At 63.6% G+C, this 17,241-nt stretch carries 21 protein-coding genes; 8 read left to right on the plus strand and 13 right to left on the minus strand.

Annotation, left to right across the window (positions count from 1 at the left end; genetic code table 11):
* Window positions 1–215: 215 nt before the first annotated feature.
* The 4 genes from RFM40_RS27675 to petA all read right to left on the minus strand — a co-directional run bounded on the left by RFM40_RS27675 (window position 216) and on the right by petA (window position 3,787).
* The gene (locus tag RFM40_RS27675) at window positions 216–761 is read right to left on the minus strand and encodes an adenine phosphoribosyltransferase (RefSeq protein WP_320229700.1); all 546 of its coding nucleotides are present in this window, start codon (window positions 759–761) and stop codon (window positions 216–218) included.
* Window positions 762–1,026: 265 nt separating this feature from the next.
* Complete coding sequence (locus RFM40_RS27680) at window positions 1,027–1,887, minus strand: cytochrome c1 (protein WP_320229699.1); 861 nt, start codon at window positions 1,885–1,887, stop codon at window positions 1,027–1,029.
* A 19-nt stretch (window positions 1,888–1,906) separates the two neighbouring features.
* Window positions 1,907–3,211 (minus strand): cytochrome b, encoded by a 1,305-nt coding sequence (locus RFM40_RS27685; RefSeq protein ID WP_320229698.1) that lies wholly within the window; start codon window positions 3,209–3,211, stop codon window positions 1,907–1,909.
* A gap of 15 nt (window positions 3,212–3,226) precedes the next feature.
* Complete coding sequence (gene petA / locus RFM40_RS27690) at window positions 3,227–3,787, minus strand: ubiquinol-cytochrome c reductase iron-sulfur subunit (RefSeq protein WP_292298792.1); 561 nt, start codon at window positions 3,785–3,787, stop codon at window positions 3,227–3,229.
* A gap of 312 nt (window positions 3,788–4,099) precedes the next feature.
* Between petA and RFM40_RS27695 the strand changes: the two genes are divergently transcribed.
* The gene (locus RFM40_RS27695) at window positions 4,100–4,444 is read left to right on the plus strand and encodes a cupin domain-containing protein (RefSeq protein ID WP_320278622.1); all 345 of its coding nucleotides are present in this window, start codon (window positions 4,100–4,102) and stop codon (window positions 4,442–4,444) included.
* 3 nt (window positions 4,445–4,447) lie between these two features.
* On the opposite strand, the gene RFM40_RS27700 is transcribed toward RFM40_RS27695, so the two are convergent.
* Genes RFM40_RS27700 through RFM40_RS27715 form a run of 4 tightly spaced genes read right to left on the minus strand, consistent with a single transcriptional unit; the run spans window position 4,448 to window position 8,986 of the window.
* On the minus strand, window positions 4,448–4,759 hold the full coding sequence (locus RFM40_RS27700; protein WP_320229697.1) for a DUF6665 family protein: 312 nt from the start codon (window positions 4,757–4,759) through the stop codon (window positions 4,448–4,450).
* A 9-nt stretch (window positions 4,760–4,768) separates the two neighbouring features.
* Window positions 4,769–6,652, minus strand: a complete 1,884-nt coding sequence (locus RFM40_RS27705; protein WP_320229696.1) for an ABC transporter ATP-binding protein — start codon at window positions 6,650–6,652, stop codon at window positions 4,769–4,771.
* Window positions 6,649–8,544, minus strand: a complete 1,896-nt coding sequence (locus RFM40_RS27710; RefSeq protein WP_320229695.1) for an ABC transporter ATP-binding protein — start codon at window positions 8,542–8,544, stop codon at window positions 6,649–6,651. The genes RFM40_RS27705 and RFM40_RS27710 overlap by 4 nt, the downstream gene beginning before the upstream one ends.
* Before the next feature lie 25 nt (window positions 8,545–8,569).
* Entirely contained in the window at window positions 8,570–8,986 is a 417-nt protein-coding gene (locus RFM40_RS27715; RefSeq protein ID WP_320229694.1) for a hypothetical protein, read from the minus strand.
* A 446-nt stretch (window positions 8,987–9,432) separates the two neighbouring features.
* Here RFM40_RS27715 and RFM40_RS27720 point away from each other — a divergent pair, with 446 nt between their 5' ends.
* Entirely contained in the window at window positions 9,433–9,891 is a 459-nt protein-coding gene (locus RFM40_RS27720) for a tRNA (cytidine(34)-2'-O)-methyltransferase (RefSeq protein WP_320278612.1), read from the plus strand.
* A 147-nt stretch (window positions 9,892–10,038) separates the two neighbouring features.
* Window positions 10,039–10,482, plus strand: coding sequence for a redox-sensitive transcriptional activator SoxR (soxR, locus tag RFM40_RS27725; RefSeq protein ID WP_320229692.1), 444 nt, complete (start codon window positions 10,039–10,041; stop codon window positions 10,480–10,482).
* 3 nt (window positions 10,483–10,485) lie between these two features.
* Here the strand turns inward: soxR and RFM40_RS27730 are convergent, their stop codons facing one another.
* On the minus strand, window positions 10,486–10,743 hold the full coding sequence (locus RFM40_RS27730; protein ID WP_126098750.1) for a hypothetical protein: 258 nt from the start codon (window positions 10,741–10,743) through the stop codon (window positions 10,486–10,488).
* A 121-nt stretch (window positions 10,744–10,864) separates the two neighbouring features.
* Here RFM40_RS27730 and hemF point away from each other — a divergent pair, with 121 nt between their 5' ends.
* Window positions 10,865–11,779, plus strand: a complete 915-nt coding sequence (gene hemF, locus RFM40_RS27735) for an oxygen-dependent coproporphyrinogen oxidase (protein ID WP_320278613.1) — start codon at window positions 10,865–10,867, stop codon at window positions 11,777–11,779.
* Window positions 11,780–12,023: 244 nt separating this feature from the next.
* Window positions 12,024–12,284, plus strand: coding sequence for a DUF1344 domain-containing protein (locus tag RFM40_RS27740; RefSeq protein WP_320229704.1), 261 nt, complete (start codon window positions 12,024–12,026; stop codon window positions 12,282–12,284).
* A gap of 22 nt (window positions 12,285–12,306) precedes the next feature.
* Here RFM40_RS27740 and RFM40_RS27745 read toward each other — a convergent pair whose 3' ends face one another.
* Window positions 12,307–12,540: a hypothetical protein gene (locus RFM40_RS27745; protein ID WP_320229690.1), complete on the minus strand. Its 234-nt coding sequence runs from the start codon at window positions 12,538–12,540 to the stop codon at window positions 12,307–12,309.
* On the opposite strand from RFM40_RS27745, the gene RFM40_RS27750 reads away from it, so the two are divergent.
* The 3 genes from RFM40_RS27750 to RFM40_RS27760 all read left to right on the plus strand — a co-directional run bounded on the left by RFM40_RS27750 (window position 12,539) and on the right by RFM40_RS27760 (window position 14,663).
* Window positions 12,539–12,724, plus strand: coding sequence for a DUF1059 domain-containing protein (locus RFM40_RS27750; RefSeq protein ID WP_040970995.1), 186 nt, complete (start codon window positions 12,539–12,541; stop codon window positions 12,722–12,724). The two genes, RFM40_RS27745 and RFM40_RS27750, sit on opposite strands and share 2 nt — an antisense overlap.
* A gap of 280 nt (window positions 12,725–13,004) precedes the next feature.
* Window positions 13,005–13,583, plus strand: a complete 579-nt coding sequence (locus tag RFM40_RS27755; RefSeq protein ID WP_320229689.1) for a hypothetical protein — start codon at window positions 13,005–13,007, stop codon at window positions 13,581–13,583.
* A 102-nt stretch (window positions 13,584–13,685) separates the two neighbouring features.
* A complete protein-coding gene (locus RFM40_RS27760; RefSeq protein ID WP_320278614.1) occupies window positions 13,686–14,663 on the plus strand; it encodes a S8 family serine peptidase in 978 nt (325 codons plus the stop codon).
* A 28-nt stretch (window positions 14,664–14,691) separates the two neighbouring features.
* On the opposite strand, the gene RFM40_RS27765 is transcribed toward RFM40_RS27760, so the two are convergent.
* From RFM40_RS27765 to RFM40_RS27775, 3 genes are read right to left on the minus strand one after another with little or no spacing between them, the layout of a single operon-like run.
* On the minus strand, window positions 14,692–15,960 hold the full coding sequence (locus tag RFM40_RS27765) for a CCA tRNA nucleotidyltransferase (protein WP_320278615.1): 1,269 nt from the start codon (window positions 15,958–15,960) through the stop codon (window positions 14,692–14,694).
* A complete protein-coding gene (locus RFM40_RS27770; protein ID WP_320229703.1) occupies window positions 15,957–16,589 on the minus strand; it encodes a CoA pyrophosphatase in 633 nt (210 codons plus the stop codon). Before RFM40_RS27770 ends, RFM40_RS27765 begins: the two co-directional genes overlap by 4 nt.
* Window positions 16,589–17,218: a DUF1285 domain-containing protein gene (locus tag RFM40_RS27775; protein ID WP_320229702.1), complete on the minus strand. Its 630-nt coding sequence runs from the start codon at window positions 17,216–17,218 to the stop codon at window positions 16,589–16,591. The genes RFM40_RS27770 and RFM40_RS27775 overlap by 1 nt, the downstream gene beginning before the upstream one ends.
* Window positions 17,219–17,241: the final 23 nt, after the last annotated feature.

A 17,241-nucleotide genomic window follows, 5' to 3' on the forward strand; every position in this document is an offset into this window, starting at 1 on the left:
ATCGTAGACGGCTTCGTTCTGGCCTCCCAAATATGAACCCGAAGCAAATGTGTGCGCACACTAGCCCCTTGTGGGAGAAGGTGGATCGGCGCGCATCGCCGAGACGGATGAGGGGTGTTGGAAGGAATGAGGCGTCGGCGTTCCCTGGAACACCCCTCATCCGTCCAAGCTTCGCTCGGCCACCTTCTCCCACAAGGGGAGAAGGAAAGAGCTAGCTAATGCCCCTCGAAGCCGATCAGCGTCCGCACCGGCACGCCGAGCGCCTCCAGCTTCTGGCGTCCGCCGAGATCCGGCAGGTCGATGACGAAACAGGCCGCGACGATGTCGGCGCCGATCTGCCGCAGGAGCCTGACCGCCGCTTCCGCCGTGCCTCCCGTCGCGATCAGATCATCGACTAGGATCACCTTCTCGCCCTCTGAAACGCCGTCCTTGTGCATCTCCATCTCGTCCAGCCCGTATTCGAGGCTATAGGCGACGCGCACCGTCTCGTAGGGCAGCTTGCCCTTCTTGCGGATCGGCACGAAGCCGGCGGAAAGCTGATGCGCCACGGCGCCGCCCAGGATGAAGCCGCGCGCCTCGATGCCGGCGATCTTGTCGATCTTCAGCCCGGCGTAAGGGTGCACCAACTCGTCAATGGCGCGGCGAAAGGCGCGCGCGTCCCCCAGCAGCGTGGTGATGTCGCGAAACAGGATGCCGGGTTTGGGGTAATCGGGGATAGTGCGGATCGCGGCAAGCAGCGTGTCTTCGAGGGAAGGTTTCATGAGACGAGGCTCTCCGCGGTCGGCTATAAAGGTGTCGGCGCATTTCGACACGACACAACCAATAACGGCTACCGCGATGCGACGCCCGAGACAAGCGCATCCGGCAATGGATTGGGATCGCTTGCCTAGTCCCATGCCTGCACGACGATCCGCCAGTTGCCGCTGCCCTGGAATTGAAACCGCGCCGGAAGACCTGAAACACAGTGCTGCAGCCAACGAAGAAGGGCGCCGCGCGGCGCCCTTCGAAGATATTGCGGATCGCGCCTCAGTGCGCCACGTCGGCCCACACCTTGCGCTTGGTCATGTAGACCAAAGCGCCGAACAGCAGCAGGAACACCAGCACGCGGAAGCCGGTCTTTTTGCGGTCTTCGAGGTGCGGTTCGGCGGCCCACATCAGGAATGCGGCAACGTCGCGCGAATACTGGTCGACCGTCTGCGGCGAGCCGTCGTCATAGGTCACCTGGCCGTCCGAAAGCGGCTTCGGCATCTTCAGCGACACGCCGGACAGGAAGTACGGATTGTAGTGCGTGCCTTCCGGGATCGCCATGCCGGCCGGCGGCGTCTGGTCGTAGCCGGTCAACAGCGAGTGGATGTAGTCCGGCCCGCCCTGGGCATATTGGGTGAAGATGTCGAAGACGAAGCGCGGGAAGCCGCGCTCGACACCGCGCGCCTTGGCGAGCAGCGACATGTCGGGCGGCGCGGCGCCGCCATTGGCGGCCGCTGCGGCCTGCTCGTTCGGGAACGGCGCCGGGAAGTGGTCCGAAGGCTTGCCCGGGCGGTCGAACATGTCGCCGGCATCGTTCGGGCCGTCATGGATGGTGTATTCGGCGGCCAGCGTCTTGATCTGCGCTTCCGAATAGCCGAGGCCCTCCAGCGTGCGGAACGCCACCAGGTTCATCGAGTGGCAGGCCGAGCAGACTTCCTTGTAGACCTTCAGGCCGCGCTGCAGCTGGGCCTTGTCGTAGGTGCCGAACGGGCCGGCGAAGCTCCAGCCCATCTCCTTCGGCTCGTTGATCGGGAAATGCGTCGGCGCCGCCTCAGCGTGCCCCTGCTCCTGAGCGGCGGCGGCTCCAACGCCTGCCGCCAGAAGGCCGAGCACCGCCAGCGAGGTGAGAATCTTCTTCATGCCAAATCCCCTCAGATTCTCAGCCCTTGGTTTCCGGCGCCATGACCGCGCCTGCCGGATGTCCGCCGGCCCCCTTGTTCTTCTTTTCCAGCACCGCCTCGGTGATCGAGTTCGGCAGGCGCCGCGGCGTCTCGATCAGGCCGAGCACCGGCATGACGACCAGGAAGAAGGCGAAGTAGAACAGCGTCGCCATCTGCGCCATGAACACGTAGCTGCCTTCCGCCGGCTGCGAGCCCAGCCATCCGAGCAGGATGGCGTCGGCCACGAACAGCCAGAAGAACAGCTTGTACCAGGGCCGGTAGACCGCCGAGCGCACCTTGGAGGTGTCGAGCCACGGCACCAGGAACAGCATGGCGATGGCGCCGAACATGCACAGCACGCCGCCGAGCTTGGAGTTGATCGGCCCTATGTTGAAGGTGATGGCGCGCAGGATCGCGTAGAACGGCAGGAAGTACCATTCCGGAACGATGTGGGCCGGCGTCTTCAGCGGGTTGGCGACCGTGTAGTTGTCCGGGTGGCCGAGATAGTTCGGCAGGTAAAAGACGAAATAGGCGAAGACGAACAGGAACACGATCATGCCGAACGCGTCCTTGATGGTGGCGTAAGGCGTGAAGGCGACGGTGTCGGTCTTCGACTTCACCTCGATACCGGTCGGGTTCGACTGGCCGACGACATGCAGCGCCCAGATGTGCAGCACGACGACGCCGGCGATCATGAACGGCAAGAGGTAATGCAGCGCGAAGAAGCGGTTCAGCGTCGGATTGTCGACGGCGAAGCCGCCAAGCAGCAGCTCCTGGATCCAGTTGCCGACCAGCGGAATGGCGCTGAAGAAGCCGGTGATGACGGTGGCGCCCCAGAAGCTCATCTGTCCCCAGGGCAGCACGTAGCCCATGAAGCCGGTGGCCATCATCAGGAGATAGATGATGCAGCCGAGGATCCACAGCAGCTCGCGCGGCGCCTTGTAGGAGCCGTAGAAGAGCCCGCGGAAGATGTGGATGTAGACGGCGACGAAGAAGAACGAGGCGCCGTTGGAATGGAGATAGCGCAAGAGCCATCCCGAATTCACGTCGCGCATGATCTTCTCGACCGAATCGAAGGCGAGAGTGGTGTCGGAAGTGTAGTGCATGGCCAGCACGATGCCGGTCAGGATCTGCGCCGCCAGCATGATCGAAAGGATGCCGCCGAACGTCCACATGTAGTTGAGGTTGCGCGGCACTGGATAGGCGACGAAGCTGTCATAGACCAGCCTGGGCAGCGGCATGCGGGCATCGAACCAGCGTCCGATCCCGGTCTTCGGCGTGTAGGTGGAGTGTCCCTCGCTCATCGAAATATCCCTGCCTCAGCCGATAAGGATCTTGGTATCGGAAATGAATTTGAATACCGGGATCGCCATGTTCTCGGGCGCCGGGCCTTTGCGGATGCGGCCGGCGGTGTCGTACTGCGAGCCGTGGCACGGGCAGAACCAGCCGCCGAAATCGCCCTCCTGGCCGAGCGGGATGCAGCCGAGATGGGTGCAGACCTGCACCATCACCATCCAGGCTTCCTTGCCGGGGGTGGTGCGGTTGGCATCGGTCGCCGGCGCGTCGGCCGGCAGGTTGGCGTTGCGCGCGATCGGATCCTTGAGATCATTGAGGCTGACCGCCGCGCCGTCCTTCATCTCTTTCTCGGTGCGGTTGCGCACCACGACCGGCTTGCCGCGCCACTTGACGACCAGCGAGCTGCCGGGCTGCAGCGAAGAGACGTCCACCTCAACCGAAGCCAGCGCCAGCGTCGAGGCATCCGGCTGCATCTGGTCGATGAACGGCCAGGCGACGGCCCCTGCGCCGACCACACCGGCCATGCCGGTGGCGATATAGAGAAAATCGCGACGGTTGGGATCGTGGATGTCGGTTGCGCTCACGGGTGCCTGATCCTTTCGCCTCTTTCCGTGCCGGCGGCCGAGCCTTGTCCCCGCTCCATCGCGCCGGCCCGACAGCGCATGGCGAACAGGCTAGCGAATTCCTCCGGCATTTGGAGTTCGGTTTATGCGTGCAGCCCGTTTTTGTCCAGACGCGTGAAGGCACAAGGGCACATTGTCGCGGGTGCATGTCACGGCCTGCGCCGAGGTGTCGTCGGCAGACCGCCGGACGCCTTGAAACAGCTGGGAATCGAGGACGAAATCGAGTCCTTGTTCGCCTCGACAGCGGCTGCTGGCCCGGTCTATTCTCCAGCCATGGCGCATGTCATCGAGCGTGACAAATGGGCGGAGGCGCCCGACCATTGGCAAGGCGAGCTGCAATGCGGCGCCTGGGGCGCCAAAAGCTGCCTGATCTTCAACTATCTGCCCGGTGTTGGCGGCGGCCCGCGCCTACATAAGCATCCCTATGTGGAGATCTTCATCATCCGCTCCGGCACCGGCCTGTTCACGGTCGGCGACCAGCAGATCGAGGCCTCGGCCGGCCAGATCCTGATCGTGCCGCCAGACACGCCGCATAAATTCACCAATCTCGGCCCCGGTCCGCTCGAGACCACCGACATCCACGAGAACGGCAGCTTCGTCACCGAATGGCTAGAATAAGCGTTATTTCGCGCCGAGCCTGACCAGCACCGCCCTCGGGATGTTGTATTCGCGGATCACAGCGTCGTGCTTGCGCAGCCCGCAGAGTTCGCGCTGGATGAAATAGCCGTGGACGGCTTCCGCCGCTTCCTTCAGCAGCCGGTTGCGATCGCCGCCCTCGCCGTTCTCGCGCAGCTTTGTCAGCGTCTCCTCGACGCGTTGGCCAGCGCGGCCAAGGGCGGCCGCCTTTTCGGCGAGGATTTCGTGGCCGAGCAGGTCGAGCGCGTTCTCCTGCGCGCCTGACCGTCCGAAATTGGTGGGCATTCTGACCGACATGGTTGCGTTCTACTCCGCTGGCCGCGTCTCTTCCAGCACGCTCTCCTCATTGAACAGGAAGCCGCCGGACTGCCGCTTCCACAGCCGCGCATAGAGACCGTCGAGCGCCACCAGCTCGTCATGCGTGCCCTCTTCGACGATCCGTCCGCCGTCGAGCACGACCAGCCGGTCGAGCGTCGCGATGGTCGACAACCGATGGGCGATGGCGATGACGGTCTTGTCCTCCATCAGCCGCGCCAGGTTTTCCTGGATCGCCGCCTCGATGTCGGAATCGAGCGCCGAGGTCGCCTCGTCGAGGATGAGGATCGGCGCATCCTTGAGGAACAGGCGGGCGATCGCCACGCGCTGGCGCTGGCCGCCGGAGAGTTTGACGCCGCGCTCGCCGACATAGGCCTCGTAGCCGGCCCGCTCGCGGTTGTCGCGCAGGCCCATGATGAAATCATGCGCCTCGGCCTTGCGCGCCGCCGTGAGTACCTCGGCGTCCGTCGCGTCCGGCATGCCGAGCTTGATGTTGTCGCGCAGCGAGCGGTGGAAGAGTGCGGTATCCTGGCTGACCACGCCGATATTGGCGCGCAGCGAATTCTGCGTCGCCTTGGCGATGTCCTGGCCGTCGATCAGGATCTTGCCGCCCTCGAGGTCGTAGAGACGCAGGATGAGATTGGCTAAAGTCGTCTTGCCGGCACCGGATGGGCCGACCAGCCCGACCTTCTCGCCGGGCCTCACGACGAGGTCGATGCTGTCGAGGACCCCTGCCCCCTTGCCGTAGTGGAAGGTGACGTTCTTGATGTCGATGCGGCCACCGACAACCGCCAGTTCCTTGGCATCCGGCGCGTCTGTCAGGCCAAGCGGCTGCGTGATCAGCGCCTTGGAGTTCTCAAGCACGCCGAGATTCCTCAATATGCTGTTGAGCTGCATCATCAGCCGTCCCAGCAACATGTTGAGCCTCAGTACCAGGGAAAGCGTGAAGGCGACGGCGCCGACGGTGATCGAGCCTTCGACCCAGAGGTAGATGGCAAAGGCGGCAATCGTGGTGATCATGACGCCCGAAAGCGTCGTCAGCGCCATGCGCACGCCGGTCAGCCGACGCGTGAACGGCCGCAGCGCATCGAGATAAATGTCGAAGCCGCTGCGGATGTAACGATCGTCGCCGTCGGCGGCGAATAGCTTCAGCGTTTGCACGTTGGAATAGGAATCGACGATGCGGCCGGTGATCATGGAACCGGCCTCGGCAGTCGCCTCGGCATGCTTGCGGATCGCCGGCAGATAGAGTTTCGCCAGAAAACCGAAGGCGGTGATCCAGATCACCACCAGCACCGCCAGCCTGAGATCGAGGCCCGCCACCAGCGCCAGCGTCGTCACCGTATAGACGATCATGAACCAGACGACCTCGAGGAAGCTCTCCATCAGGTCGCCCGTCGCCTGCCCCGCTTGCCAGACCTTCGTGGCGATGCGCCCGGCGAAATCGTTCTGGAAGAAGGCATAAGACTGGCGCGAGACATGCCGGTGCGCCTGCCAGCGCACCAGATTGTAGAAGCCTGGCGTGATCGTCTGCTCGTCGACCAGCGCCGACAGACCGACCACCAGCGTGCGGATGACCAGCACCACCGCGCCCATGAACAGGAGTTCAGGGCCAGCGGCGCTCCATAGTGCATGCCAGCTGCGCCCGCTTGGCAGCTGGTCGAGGATATCGACCAGCCGTCCGACGAAATAGAACAGCCCGGCCTCGACCAGCGGCGCGATGCCGCCGATGATCAGCATGGCGAAGAAGGCGAGCTTCGCCTGCCCGACATAGTGCCAGAGGAAGCCGCGGACACTGGCGGGTGGCCGAAGATTCGCTGGCTCGCGGAACGGGTAGACCCAGCCTTCGAACCAGCGATAGACGGCCTTCATCATTCCGCGGCTTCACCCTTGGCGCCAAACTCATGGGCGATCGCATCGTTGGCGGCCTCGGCCGGCATGTCGTCGAGCAGGAAGCCGCCCGACTGGCGCTGCCAGAGCTGCGCATAGAGCCCACCCTTGGCGACCAGCTCCTCGTGCGAGCCCTCCTCGATGACGCGGCCCTTGTCCAGCACGACGAGCCTGTCCATCGCCGCGATCGTCGACAGCCGGTGCGCGATGGCGATGACGGTCTTGCCCTGCATCAGCTTGTAGAGGTTCTCCTGGATCGCCGCCTCTGCTTCCGAATCGAGCGCCGAGGTCGCCTCGTCGAGAATGAGGATCGGCGCGTCTTTCAGCATAACGCGGGCGATAGCGATGCGCTGCCGCTGGCCGCCGGACAATTTGACACCCCGGTCGCCGACATGGGCATCGAAATTCTTGCGGCCGTCGGAATCGGAAAGCTCACTGATGAAGTCCAGCGCCTCCGCGCGTTTCGCGGCCTCGACCAGCATCTCGTTGCTGGCATCGGGCCGGCCGTAGAGGATGTTGTCGCGCACCGAGCGGTGGAGCAGCGAGGTATCCTGCGTCACCATGCCGATCTGCGCGCGCAGTGAATCTTGCGTCACCGAGGCAATCTCCTGGCCGTCGATGAGGATCCTGCCGTTTTCGAGGTCGTAGAAGCGCAACAGAAGGTTGACCAGCGTCGACTTGCCGGCGCCGGAGCGGCCGACGATGCCGACCTTCTCGCCCGGCTTCACCATAAGCGACAGGTTTTCGATGACGCCCTTCTGCTTGCCATAGTGAAAGCGGATGTCCTCGAAGCGGATCTCGCCTTGGCTGACGGCAATGTCCTTGGCGCCCGGCCTGTCCTCGACCAGCCGCGGCAGCGAGATCGACTGGATGCCGTCCTGCACCGTGCCGATGTTCTCGAACAGCCCCGACATCTCCCACATGATCCACTGCGACATGCCCCACATCCTGAGCACCAGGCCGATGACCACGGCCACGGCGCCGATCGTCACCGCGTCGTCCAGCCACAGCCAAAGCGAGATCGCCGTGACCGAGGACAGGAGCAGCGAATTCAGGATATAGAGCAGGCCGTAGAGCATCGTCACCAGCCGCATCGACCGGTAGACGGTATCGAGGAAGCCCGCCATGCCTTCCCTGGCGAAGGCCGCCTCGCGGCGCGCGTGGGAAAACAGCTTCACCGTCTGGATGTTGGCATAGCTGTCGACGACGCGACCGGTCATGGTCGAACGCGTATTGGCCTGTTCCTCGCCGACCTTGCCGAGCCGCGGAATAAAATACCGCAGCAGCCCGATATAGCCGATCAGCCATACGCCCAAGGGCGCGGCCAGCCGCAAGTCCGCCGAGCCGACAATGAACAGCATGCCGAGGAAGTAGACGATGACGTAGTTGAGGACGTCGATAACCTTCATGACGCAGTCGCGCACGGCGAGTGCGGTCTGCATCAGCTTGGTGGCGATGCGGCCGGCGAACTCATCTTGGTAGAAAGCCATCGACTGTTTCAGCAGGTAGCGATGCACCTGCCAGCGGATGCGCATGGGATAGTTGCCCATCATCGTCTGCTGGTTGAATAACGAACGCACCCAGACCGTGCCGGGCAGCGCAAACAGCACGATGAAAGCCATGCCGGCCAGCTTCCAGCTCTCGGTCTGCAGGAACGTTTCCCGGTTCTGCGCCGACAGCCAGTCGACGATGCGGCCCATGAAACCGAACATCCACACTTCGGTGATGGCGATCGCCGCCACCAGCATTGCATCCACGACGATGTAGGGCCAGACGCCGCGCGTGTAGTGCACGCAGAAGGCGACCAGCGTCCTCGGCGGCTCGACCGGCTCCGCGGCGGGGAACGGATCGAGCCTCTTTTCAAACCAGCGGAACATTCCAGGCACTCGACTGTCTATGCGCTCACGCGGCGCGGGATTGATGGGCAGGGCCGTTCGGCCGCGCTGCGCGACGGGCCGGCGATACGGAATCACTCGCATCGCCGGCCCTGCTTCGCGCAATATAGGGTGTCGCGGGCTTTTCGCCGACAGGCTCGCTTGAGGATCCTGACGGCTCCGAGCTTCCTGACGAAAAGCTGTCGCCAGCCCGCGTTTTGCCGGCCGGCCGGAACAGCCTTGCGACACGGCGCACCAGCGAAGGCCGGCTGTGATCGGGCACGGCGCGCGAGAAATCGACGTCCGGCAGCATGCCGCGATGCGGACGCCGACGCTCCTCGGCATGTACCGCCGACGAGTAGGTCTCGCCGATCAGCAGCGCCCAGGTCGCCATCTTGCGCTCGTGCAGGCTTCTCGAGCCGGGTATTCTGAATGGATCGAACATGGGTCCGTCCTCCATGTGCAAATGCGATAAAAAGGGTGAAACGAACTCGACCGCCGGCATTCGGCCGGAGGCACGCAACGCATCGGTCAGGACCTGGCGGCAAGCATCGGCCCGGACCCGTTCAGGTGGGGCATTAGGCCCCTTTGGCAGTTTGAAAAACATCGCAAGATTCCTTCGAAAGCCGAAAACTGGGTTCGGCGGGAATCGGTGCGATGAGGTCTTAAAGTGTCAGAAGAATCGTCGTACCGAAACCGCCGTTGGGCATACGTGAGCCCCGGAGAGGAGATGGATGTGCATGGTCATCATGTGGTCCCCCTCCTTCGGTTCGGGTTGACGATGGTCGGCATATACTCGAATTCGCAGAAAATGGCCACCCGCCAGTCCAGAAATCGCCAAAAGCGGGAGACGCCTGTGGCCGATCTGCCACTTATTAGAAGGATGCGGAAATGAACGACCGTCTCCGCATCGCGCTCTACCAGCCTGATATCGCCGGCAACACCGGGACAATCCTGCGCTTCGCCGCCTGCCTTGATCTCAGTGTCGATATCATCGAGCCGGCCGGCTTTCCGCTCTCCGATCGGGCGCTGAAACGGGCCGGCATGGACTATCTCGAAATGGCGGCGCTTGCCCGCCATGCCGACTGGCACGCCTTCGAGGAATGGCGCCGGACGAATCCGCGCCGCCTGGTGCTGCTCACAACCAAGGCCGCGACCGCCTATACGGACTTCGCTTTCGCCAGCGGCGACATCCTTCTGTTCGGCCGCGAATCCGCTGGTGTGCCGGAAGAGATTCACAAGGCGGCGGACGCGCGACTGACCATCCCGATGCGGCCGGGCGCGCGCAGCATCAATGTTGCGCTGTCCGTCGCGATGGTCGCGGGCGAAGCGTTGCGCCAATTCGGATAGCATCCTTAGCCCCTGCTCGGTGCCGCGGACCGCCTCCCCTTCTGCCGTCATTCTCACCCAGGCGCACATCGCCTTCTCCTCAATTTGCCTTGTCAGGATTTCCTCGCTACAAGCTCAACCAAACTTGAGGTCAAGCGGAAACTGCGAATGGCTCCGGTAAGGGAATTGACGGTCGGCCAGGTGGCCATGCGCAGCGGTGTGGCGGTATCGGCGCTGCATTTCTACGAGGCGCGCGGTCTGATCCGCAGCCACCGCACGGCGGGCAACCAGCGGCGCTACAGCCGCGACGTGCTGAGACGGGTGGCGATCATCCGCATCGCGCAGGAGGTCGGCATCTCGCTGGCCGAGATCGCCGCGACATTCCGGTCCCTGCCGGAAGGCCGCACGCCGACGCGCGAGGATTGGAATCTGCTTTCAACGGCTTGGCGCGACGGGCTCGACCACAAGATCAGCCAGTTGAAGAAGCTGCGCGACGGGCTGACCGACTGTATCGGCTGCGGCTGCATGTCGATCGACAAGTGCCCGCTCAGGAACAAGGACGACCGGTTGGCGAGGGAAGGCACCGGAGCGAGACGGCTGGTAGCGCGCTGATGGTCAGTCAGCAGCCGGCAGCCGCCGCATCGTGAATTCGATGACGTCGCCCGGCCGCTCGAACCAGCTTTCGATCTCGGTCCAGTAGGCCTGCTTGGGAAAGCGTTCGAACCACTCCTTCGCCTTGAGGCGCGCCGCTGGGCGCGGCAGCACGAAGGTCTCGCGCAGGAATCCGTCGCGCGGCCCTCTTTCGCGCTCGGCCCGCGAGCGCTCCAGCCTCTTCCTCAAGCCATCCAGCGGCGGTCTTGCCGGGGTACGCACGAAGGAACTCCTTTGTGCCTCGATCAGACAGGACTTGACCCTTGCCCTTAAGAGATTAGGGATCGCGCCCTGAAAAGACGAGTCATTTGTCAGGCGAATGGGCCTGTGACTGGAGACCGAATTGGAACGACCTGACCTTCCCGTGGGACTGCCGGCCGACATCGAACAGAAGAAGATGAAGGCCCGTCTCTGGTTCGAGGCGCTGCGCGAGCGCATCTGCGCCACATTCGAGCAGATCGAGCGGGAACTCACCGGGCCGCTATCGTCCTGGTCGCCCGGGCATTTCGAGAAGACGCCTTGGGAGCGCGACGAGGGCAAGGGAGGCGGCGGGACTATGTCGATGATGCGCGGCCGCGTCTTCGAGAAAGTCGGCGTGCACACATCGACCGTCTATGGCGAATTCTCGCCCGAATTCCGCAAGCAGATCCCCGGCGCCGAGGACGATCCGCGCTTCTGGGCGAGCGGCATTTCGCTGATCGCGCACCCCTGGAACCCCAACGTGCCGGCCGTGCACATGAACACGCGCATGGTGGTGACCACGCGCCAGTGGTTCGGCGGCGGCGCCGACCTGACGCCGGTGCTCGACCGTCGCCGCACCCAGGACGACCCCGATACGCTGGCCTTCCACCGCGCCATGCAGTTCGCTTGCGAGAAGAACGCCGCGGTCGCCGACTACGCGAAGTTCAAGGCGTGGTGCGACGAGTACTTCTTCCTGCCGCATCGTGACGAGCCGCGCGGCATCGGCGGCATCTTTTTCGACTGGCTGCACTCGAGCGAGGACAAGGGCGGCTGGGACGCTGATTTCAATTTCGTCCAGGACGTCGGACGCTCTTTCCTCGTCGTCTATTCCCATCTGGTGCGGGCCAATTTCGACCAGAACTGGACCGACGGCGACCGCGACGAACAGCTCATCCGGCGCGGCCGTTACGTCGAATTCAATTTGCTTCACGATCGCGGCACCATCTTCGGCCTGAAGACCGGCGGCAATGTCGCCTCGATCCTGTCCAGCCTGCCGCCCGAGGTAAAATGGCCGTAAAAATCCGGTGAGCGGAGGGAACGCCGCATTGATGTCCCATTCGCTGAATCTTGGCGGGCAATGTGGCGGCTACGATTTCTTTTTCGTCTAATATCCTTTTGAAAAAATTGAGCTATTTAACGTTGCCGGGTCGGGAAGCGCCGGCGGTTCGCCGCAGCTGCGAGCCGCGACCCGACGCGACCGGACGGCCCTGATCGAGAGGGGTGCCTTCCATACGGTGCCCGCATTCCAGGAGAGCATGCCAATGCGCAAGCTTATTGTGACGGCAGCAGCCGCTGCCTTTCTCGCCTCCGGTGGCGCCGCGTTCGCCGCGGTCAAGCACACCACGGGCACGGTCAAGAGCTTTGATGGAACGGCCATGAGCCTTGTTCTGGACAACGGATCGACCTTCACCCTGTCCAAGGCCTTCAAGGATCCGGGCATCAAGCCGGGCGAGAAAGTCCGCGTTTCCTGGGATATGAGCGGCAAGAACAAGATTGCCGAGGCCGTCAAGATCATGAAATGACGGCCGCGCGGCTTTAGCAAGATCAGGCAACAAGGAGGCGGAGCGGCATCGCTCCGCCTTTCTGTTTCAGCACTCGGCCGGCGGCCCGAAACAGCGCTTCGCGCCTCTTGATGCAACCGAAGCCGGCGACATGTGTTATGATTATCCACTTGAGCAATTCCAGAAAACCGCCCAGCGGTTTTCTGGAATTGCATAAAAACAATAGCTGGGGTTGGTCGAAGCTGAACCGCTCCGCAGCAAGGAAGGGAAAACCCATGAAGGAATTCCAATGCGGGACACTGGTCCCGGGCTGTGACTGGCACACGCGCGCCGAGGAGGAAGCGGAGGTCATGCGCCGCGCCGTCGAGCATCTGCGCGAGACGCATGGCGAAACGATCATCCGCGAGACCATGATCGAGGCGATCCGCTCCCGCATCCAGAAGGTCCGCGACGCGGCCTGAGGCGTCAGCCAGACCCCAAATCGCGAAGCTCGCACGATATTGGGACAGCGGGATGCAGCATGTGGGTGCATCCTGCTTCCTTATGGCTATCTGCTCTCGTTACCGGCCCTCTCTCCGCTCCCACAAAATTCAAGCAAAAACTTATATTCGTACCAGCTTAGATAACTCCGCGGTAACGGTCTGCATGCGATCGTCGCACGCATGATCCGCCACAGTTGGCTGCCCAAAGGCGCTCGCCACGAGGCGCTGTCCGGATCGGGTGGGGCGAGGTGCTTCGCGCATGCGCGAAAAGTCCGGCAATCGAGGCGGTTCCCGCGCAGCGGCGTTCCTGTTGTGCACGTTGCTCGGCGCGTCGCCGGCAGCCGCCCAGGAAATGACCATCTCGCTCGTCGATATCCATCAGGGCTCACCGCTTAGCGATCGCGCGCGAGACCTCGGCAATGGCGGCTATGAACTGCAGGACGGAAGCCAGGTCTCGTTCAATCGGTGGTATCACGCGAATTGGGTCGACATGCATGTCGACCTGCTCACCCAGTTGACCGAAAACAGCGGCATCCTGTGGGGGTTCGGCACCGGGGAGCAAGCCGAGAAATACCGTATCGCGCCAAGCCTCAAGCTCGGGTTTCTCACCCAGAGGCATCCCAGTCCGAACAGCACCTTGTCCCTTTCGGTCACCTCGATCATCGGCGGCAACCTGACTGAAAAGCCGTGCGTGGCCGACTACGGGGATCTTGGCACCTACAGCGTCAATTGCCGGCTCGCGGCCGGCGAGATGGCGCCTGAGGACACGCTGAAATATCTGGTTAACGCTACACCCGAGAGGCTGCGCCTGTGGCTCAATTACCGTGTTACTTTCTGATCGGCGGGAAGCCCTGCATGAGAAATCTCCTTGCTCCCGAAGTCCGCGATCGCCCGTCCTCGTTCCTGCCACCCTCGTTCTTGCTTGACCGGGAGTAAGACCATGTCTGGTAATTTCTTGAAGTTCGGTATTGCGGCTCTCGTCCTTCTGCCGGCGTCCATCGCATCGGCACAGGAAGCCCTCGACGCGGACGAGACGGCCGCGCTGTGCCACGGCGGTCAATCGATATGCGTGAGCGCAAAGATCCCAGTCGCGAGAACGACCCAGACGGTACAGAACTGGATGAGCCCCGACGTCGGCGCGGCATGGGCGGCGGGCTACAAGGGCAAGGGCGTTACCATCACCATCGTCGACGATTTCAGCAGCTCATCGCGCTTCTCCGGCAATTTCGGCATCGGCGTGCAGACCCAGCGGCATGGCGAATGGACGCGCGAGGAGGCGAGCATGATCGCTCCCGCGGCGACCATCCGCTCCAAGGATTTCTCTACCGGCACCGCCGTCCCGCTGGCAGGCGGCCGGAACGTTCTCAACCTCAGTTACGGCATGTACGCCAACGCCGGCTACAGCGTCAGCCAGATCGGCTGGGCTCGGGAGGAAGCCTCGATCATCTCCTACGCCACCAAGGGATCGGCCATAGTTTCGAAAGCTGCTGGCAACGACGCGGTCGCGGTCGGCGGAGTCACCGGCGGTCAGCAGGACTATCTCGACCTCGCTTTGATCGGCAAGCAAACCGCGATCTTCGTGGGTGCGCTGTCGACGAACGGCACGACAGCCAACAAGGCCGAGCTTGCCTGGTATTCCAACTACGCCGGTTCCAATACCGCCGTGCAGAGCCACTTCCTGGTGGTCGGCGTCGAAGGCGACAAGACCGGCCTTTACGGCACGTCTTTCGCCGCGCCGATCATTTCCGGATATGCCGCGATCATCGGCAGCAAGTTCACCAAGGCGACCCCGGTTCAGATCACCAACGACCTGCTCAACACGGCTCGCAGCGACACGCTGGTCAATTACGATCCCTCGGTCTACGGCAAGGGCGAAGCCAGCCTTTCGCGCGCCCTGGCTCCTGTGTCGATACGTTGACCGGCATCGATCGGTCCGGGCTGCTGCTCTAAGCCTCGAGCGCTTGCGCGGCGCGTTTTAGCAGCGCGCCGCGGTCTAGTATGAAACCGGACTCGACCCATTCCTTTTCGAGGTTTTTCAGCGTGGCGCCAACCTTCGGGCCGGGCGACGCGCCGAGTTCGGTCAGGTCTGCGCCCTTGATCGGAAACACCGGTTTTTCCCATTTCAGGGCGAAGCCGAGCAGGCGCGAGAAACCGCCGGCTTCCATCATCGCCTGATTGTCCTCGACGGCGCGTGTCCGCGCGGCGGCAAGCGCGAGCCGCAGCCGATCGAGGAAGCCTTCGCGGTCGCCGAAATAGAGCTTTTTCGAGAATTCCGTCTCGGTCGTCTTGGATTCAAGTGGTGCAGTCAGCGCCCAGTGCCGGAGACGTCCCCCTTCGCCGGTCGAAAATCTCAGCCTTTCGGCAAGCGTCTTCATGCGCGCGGCATCCGGCGGAACGACGGCCTCCAGCCGGAGCAGCGGGTCTGCATTCCAGCCTAGATCCTTTTCGGTCCGGACCAGCCCGTGGATGGCGTCGATGCCCCACTTCTCGCTCTCCGGCAGCACGGCGGTAAGAACACCGGCCTGGCGCATCCACAGCAGGGCGCGCGAAGGATCGGGTGCCGAAAACAGCTTCTTCAGCTCGGACCAGACGCGCTCGGCCGAAAGCCTGCCGAGCCCGTCCTTCAGCCTGGCGCAGGCCTTCAGGCCTTCGGCATCGGGCCGGCCGTCGCCATACCAGGCGAAGAAGCGGAAGAAGCGCAGGATGCGCAGATAATCCTCGCGGATGCGCGCTTCCGGATCGCCGATGAAGCGCAGCCGCCGCGCCTCGATGTCGGCGACGCCGCCGACAAGATCGACGACCGTCCCGTCGGCCTCGGCATAGAGCGCGTTGATGGTGAAGTCGCGGCGCTCGGCGTCAAGCTTCCAGTCGCGCCCGAACGTGACTTTCGCCCGCCTACCATCGGTCTCGATATCGGCCCTGAGCGTGGTGACCTCATAGGCCTTGCCGCCGGCAATCGCCGTGATCGTGCCGTGCTCGATACCGGTCGGCACCGTCTTGAAGCCGGCGGCCTCGGCGCGGCGGATCGTTTCCTCAGGCAAGGTCGTCGCCGCGATATCGATGTCGGCGACCGGCTGGCCGATCAGCGCATTGCGCACCGCTCCGCCGGCGACGCGCGCCTCCTCGCCGCCTTCCTTCAGCGCGGCAAGCAGCTTCTGCAGGTGCTTTTCGCCCAGCCAGCCGGCCCTGCCAGACAGAGACACCCCCGCGCTCATGCATAGAGCCTTTCATAGAGCGTGCGGACGATGCCGGCGGTGACGCCCCAGATGCGCTGGCCGCCATAGGGCATCTCGTAGAAGAACCATTCGAGGTCGTTCCACATGCGGCTGTCGCGCGCATGGTTGGCGGGATCCATCAGGAAGCGCAGCGGCACTTCGAAGGCGGCGTCGACCTCGTCGGCGTTGAGCGTCAGCGAAAAGCCAGGCCGTACCACGGAAAGCACCGGCACGATGCGATAGCCGCTGCCGGCGACGTAGTCGGGCATCCGGCCGATGATTTCGATATGGTCGCGGTCGAGGCCTATCTCCTCGAAAGTCTCGCGCAGCGCGGCGGCCTCGGGGCCGGGGTCCGTCGGATCGATGGTGCCGCCGGGAAAGGCCACCTGACCGGAATGGCTGCGCAGCTTCTCGGCGCGCTTGGTGAGCAGCACCGTGGCGCCATCGGCGTGATCGATGACCGGGATCAGCACCGCGGCATCGCGCAGCGGCTTGATATGTTTCAACCTCGGGTGGCCGGGATTGAAGCGATGATCGCCGAACTCGTCGCCGGGTTGCGCCTCGGCCTGTGCGGCGACGCGGGCGCGAAAATCCGCGATCGAGAACGGCACTGGCGCCATCTGGTCCATCACGCGCTTAGCCGCTCGAGTTTTTCGGCCGGCATGATCGGATAGACCTCGCCGCCGGAGCGGACGGCGAAGATCGCCTTGCCGCCGATGTCGATCACCTCGCCATGTTCGACCAGTTCGTACATTACCGGCCGCGCCACCAGGGCTTCCAGCCGGCCGCGCACCAGCACATAGGGCTTGAGCCCGCCGGTCGCGTCCTCGTCGACGAAGCGCAGCGGATGGCCGGGCCCGGCGGCGACCACGTCACCGACATTGGTGCGGAAGGTGATGACCTGCTCGTCGCCGATCGCCGACACGTTCATCTCGACGGCGATGAAGGGCGCGTCGGCGACGCGGATGCCAACGCGTTCCACCGGCGTCACCAGATAGGTCTTGCCGTCGGCGTCCTTGCGCAAAACGCTCGAAAAAAGCTGCACCAGCGGCATTCGCCCGATCGGCGTGCCAAGATAGAACCAGGTGCCGTCAGCCTTGATCTCCATGTCGAGATCGCCGCAGAAGTCCGGATTCCAGCGCTCCACCGGAGCCGGTCCCTTGTCCGCGCGCGCCGCTCGCGAGATCAGCGCTTCCAGCCCGCGCGCCTCGGTGGCGCCGGTCAAACCCTGCTCGCGATGTCCGGAATGATCGGTCATGGTCACGAAATAGTCACTGTTGT

This window comes from Mesorhizobium captivum (assembly GCF_033977165.1).
In the GTDB taxonomy this organism is placed as follows: domain Bacteria; phylum Pseudomonadota; class Alphaproteobacteria; order Rhizobiales; family Rhizobiaceae; genus Mesorhizobium; species Mesorhizobium captivum.

Bases quoted from the DNA above. Each gene is read 5' to 3' on its own strand.
- RFM40_RS27700 (WP_320229697.1), bottom strand. From the start codon at position 4,759: ATGTCGGTCAGAATGCCCACCAATTTCGGACGGTCAGGCGCGCAGGAG.
- RFM40_RS27745 (WP_320229690.1), bottom strand. From the start codon at position 12,540: ATGGGTTTTCCCTTCCTTGCTGCGGAGCGGTTCAGCTTCGACCAACCC.
- RFM40_RS27715 (WP_320229694.1), bottom strand. From the start codon at position 8,986: ATGTTCGATCCATTCAGAATACCCGGCTCGAGAAGCCTGCACGAGCGC.
- RFM40_RS27705 (WP_320229696.1), bottom strand. From the start codon at position 6,652: ATGATGAAGGCCGTCTATCGCTGGTTCGAAGGCTGGGTCTACCCGTTC.
- RFM40_RS27675 (WP_320229700.1), bottom strand. From the start codon at position 761: ATGAAACCTTCCCTCGAAGACACGCTGCTTGCCGCGATCCGCACTATC.
- RFM40_RS27765 (WP_320278615.1), bottom strand. From the start codon at position 15,960: ATGAGCGCGGGGGTGTCTCTGTCTGGCAGGGCCGGCTGGCTGGGCGAA.
- RFM40_RS27750 (WP_040970995.1), top strand. From the start codon at position 12,539: ATGAAGGAATTCCAATGCGGGACACTGGTCCCGGGCTGTGACTGGCAC.
- soxR (WP_320229692.1), top strand. From the start codon at position 10,039: ATGGCTCCGGTAAGGGAATTGACGGTCGGCCAGGTGGCCATGCGCAGC.
- RFM40_RS27755 (WP_320229689.1), top strand. From the start codon at position 13,005: ATGCGCGAAAAGTCCGGCAATCGAGGCGGTTCCCGCGCAGCGGCGTTC.
- RFM40_RS27680 (WP_320229699.1), bottom strand. From the start codon at position 1,887: ATGAAGAAGATTCTCACCTCGCTGGCGGTGCTCGGCCTTCTGGCGGCA.
- RFM40_RS27710 (WP_320229695.1), bottom strand. From the start codon at position 8,544: ATGTTCCGCTGGTTTGAAAAGAGGCTCGATCCGTTCCCCGCCGCGGAG.
- RFM40_RS27775 (WP_320229702.1), bottom strand. From the start codon at position 17,218: ATGACCGATCATTCCGGACATCGCGAGCAGGGTTTGACCGGCGCCACC.
- RFM40_RS27740 (WP_320229704.1), top strand. From the start codon at position 12,024: ATGCGCAAGCTTATTGTGACGGCAGCAGCCGCTGCCTTTCTCGCCTCC.
- RFM40_RS27760 (WP_320278614.1), top strand. From the start codon at position 13,686: ATGTCTGGTAATTTCTTGAAGTTCGGTATTGCGGCTCTCGTCCTTCTG.
- RFM40_RS27770 (WP_320229703.1), bottom strand. From the start codon at position 16,589: ATGGACCAGATGGCGCCAGTGCCGTTCTCGATCGCGGATTTTCGCGCC.
- RFM40_RS27720 (WP_320278612.1), top strand. From the start codon at position 9,433: ATGAACGACCGTCTCCGCATCGCGCTCTACCAGCCTGATATCGCCGGC.
- RFM40_RS27685 (WP_320229698.1), bottom strand. From the start codon at position 3,211: ATGAGCGAGGGACACTCCACCTACACGCCGAAGACCGGGATCGGACGC.
- RFM40_RS27695 (WP_320278622.1), top strand. From the start codon at position 4,100: ATGGCGCATGTCATCGAGCGTGACAAATGGGCGGAGGCGCCCGACCAT.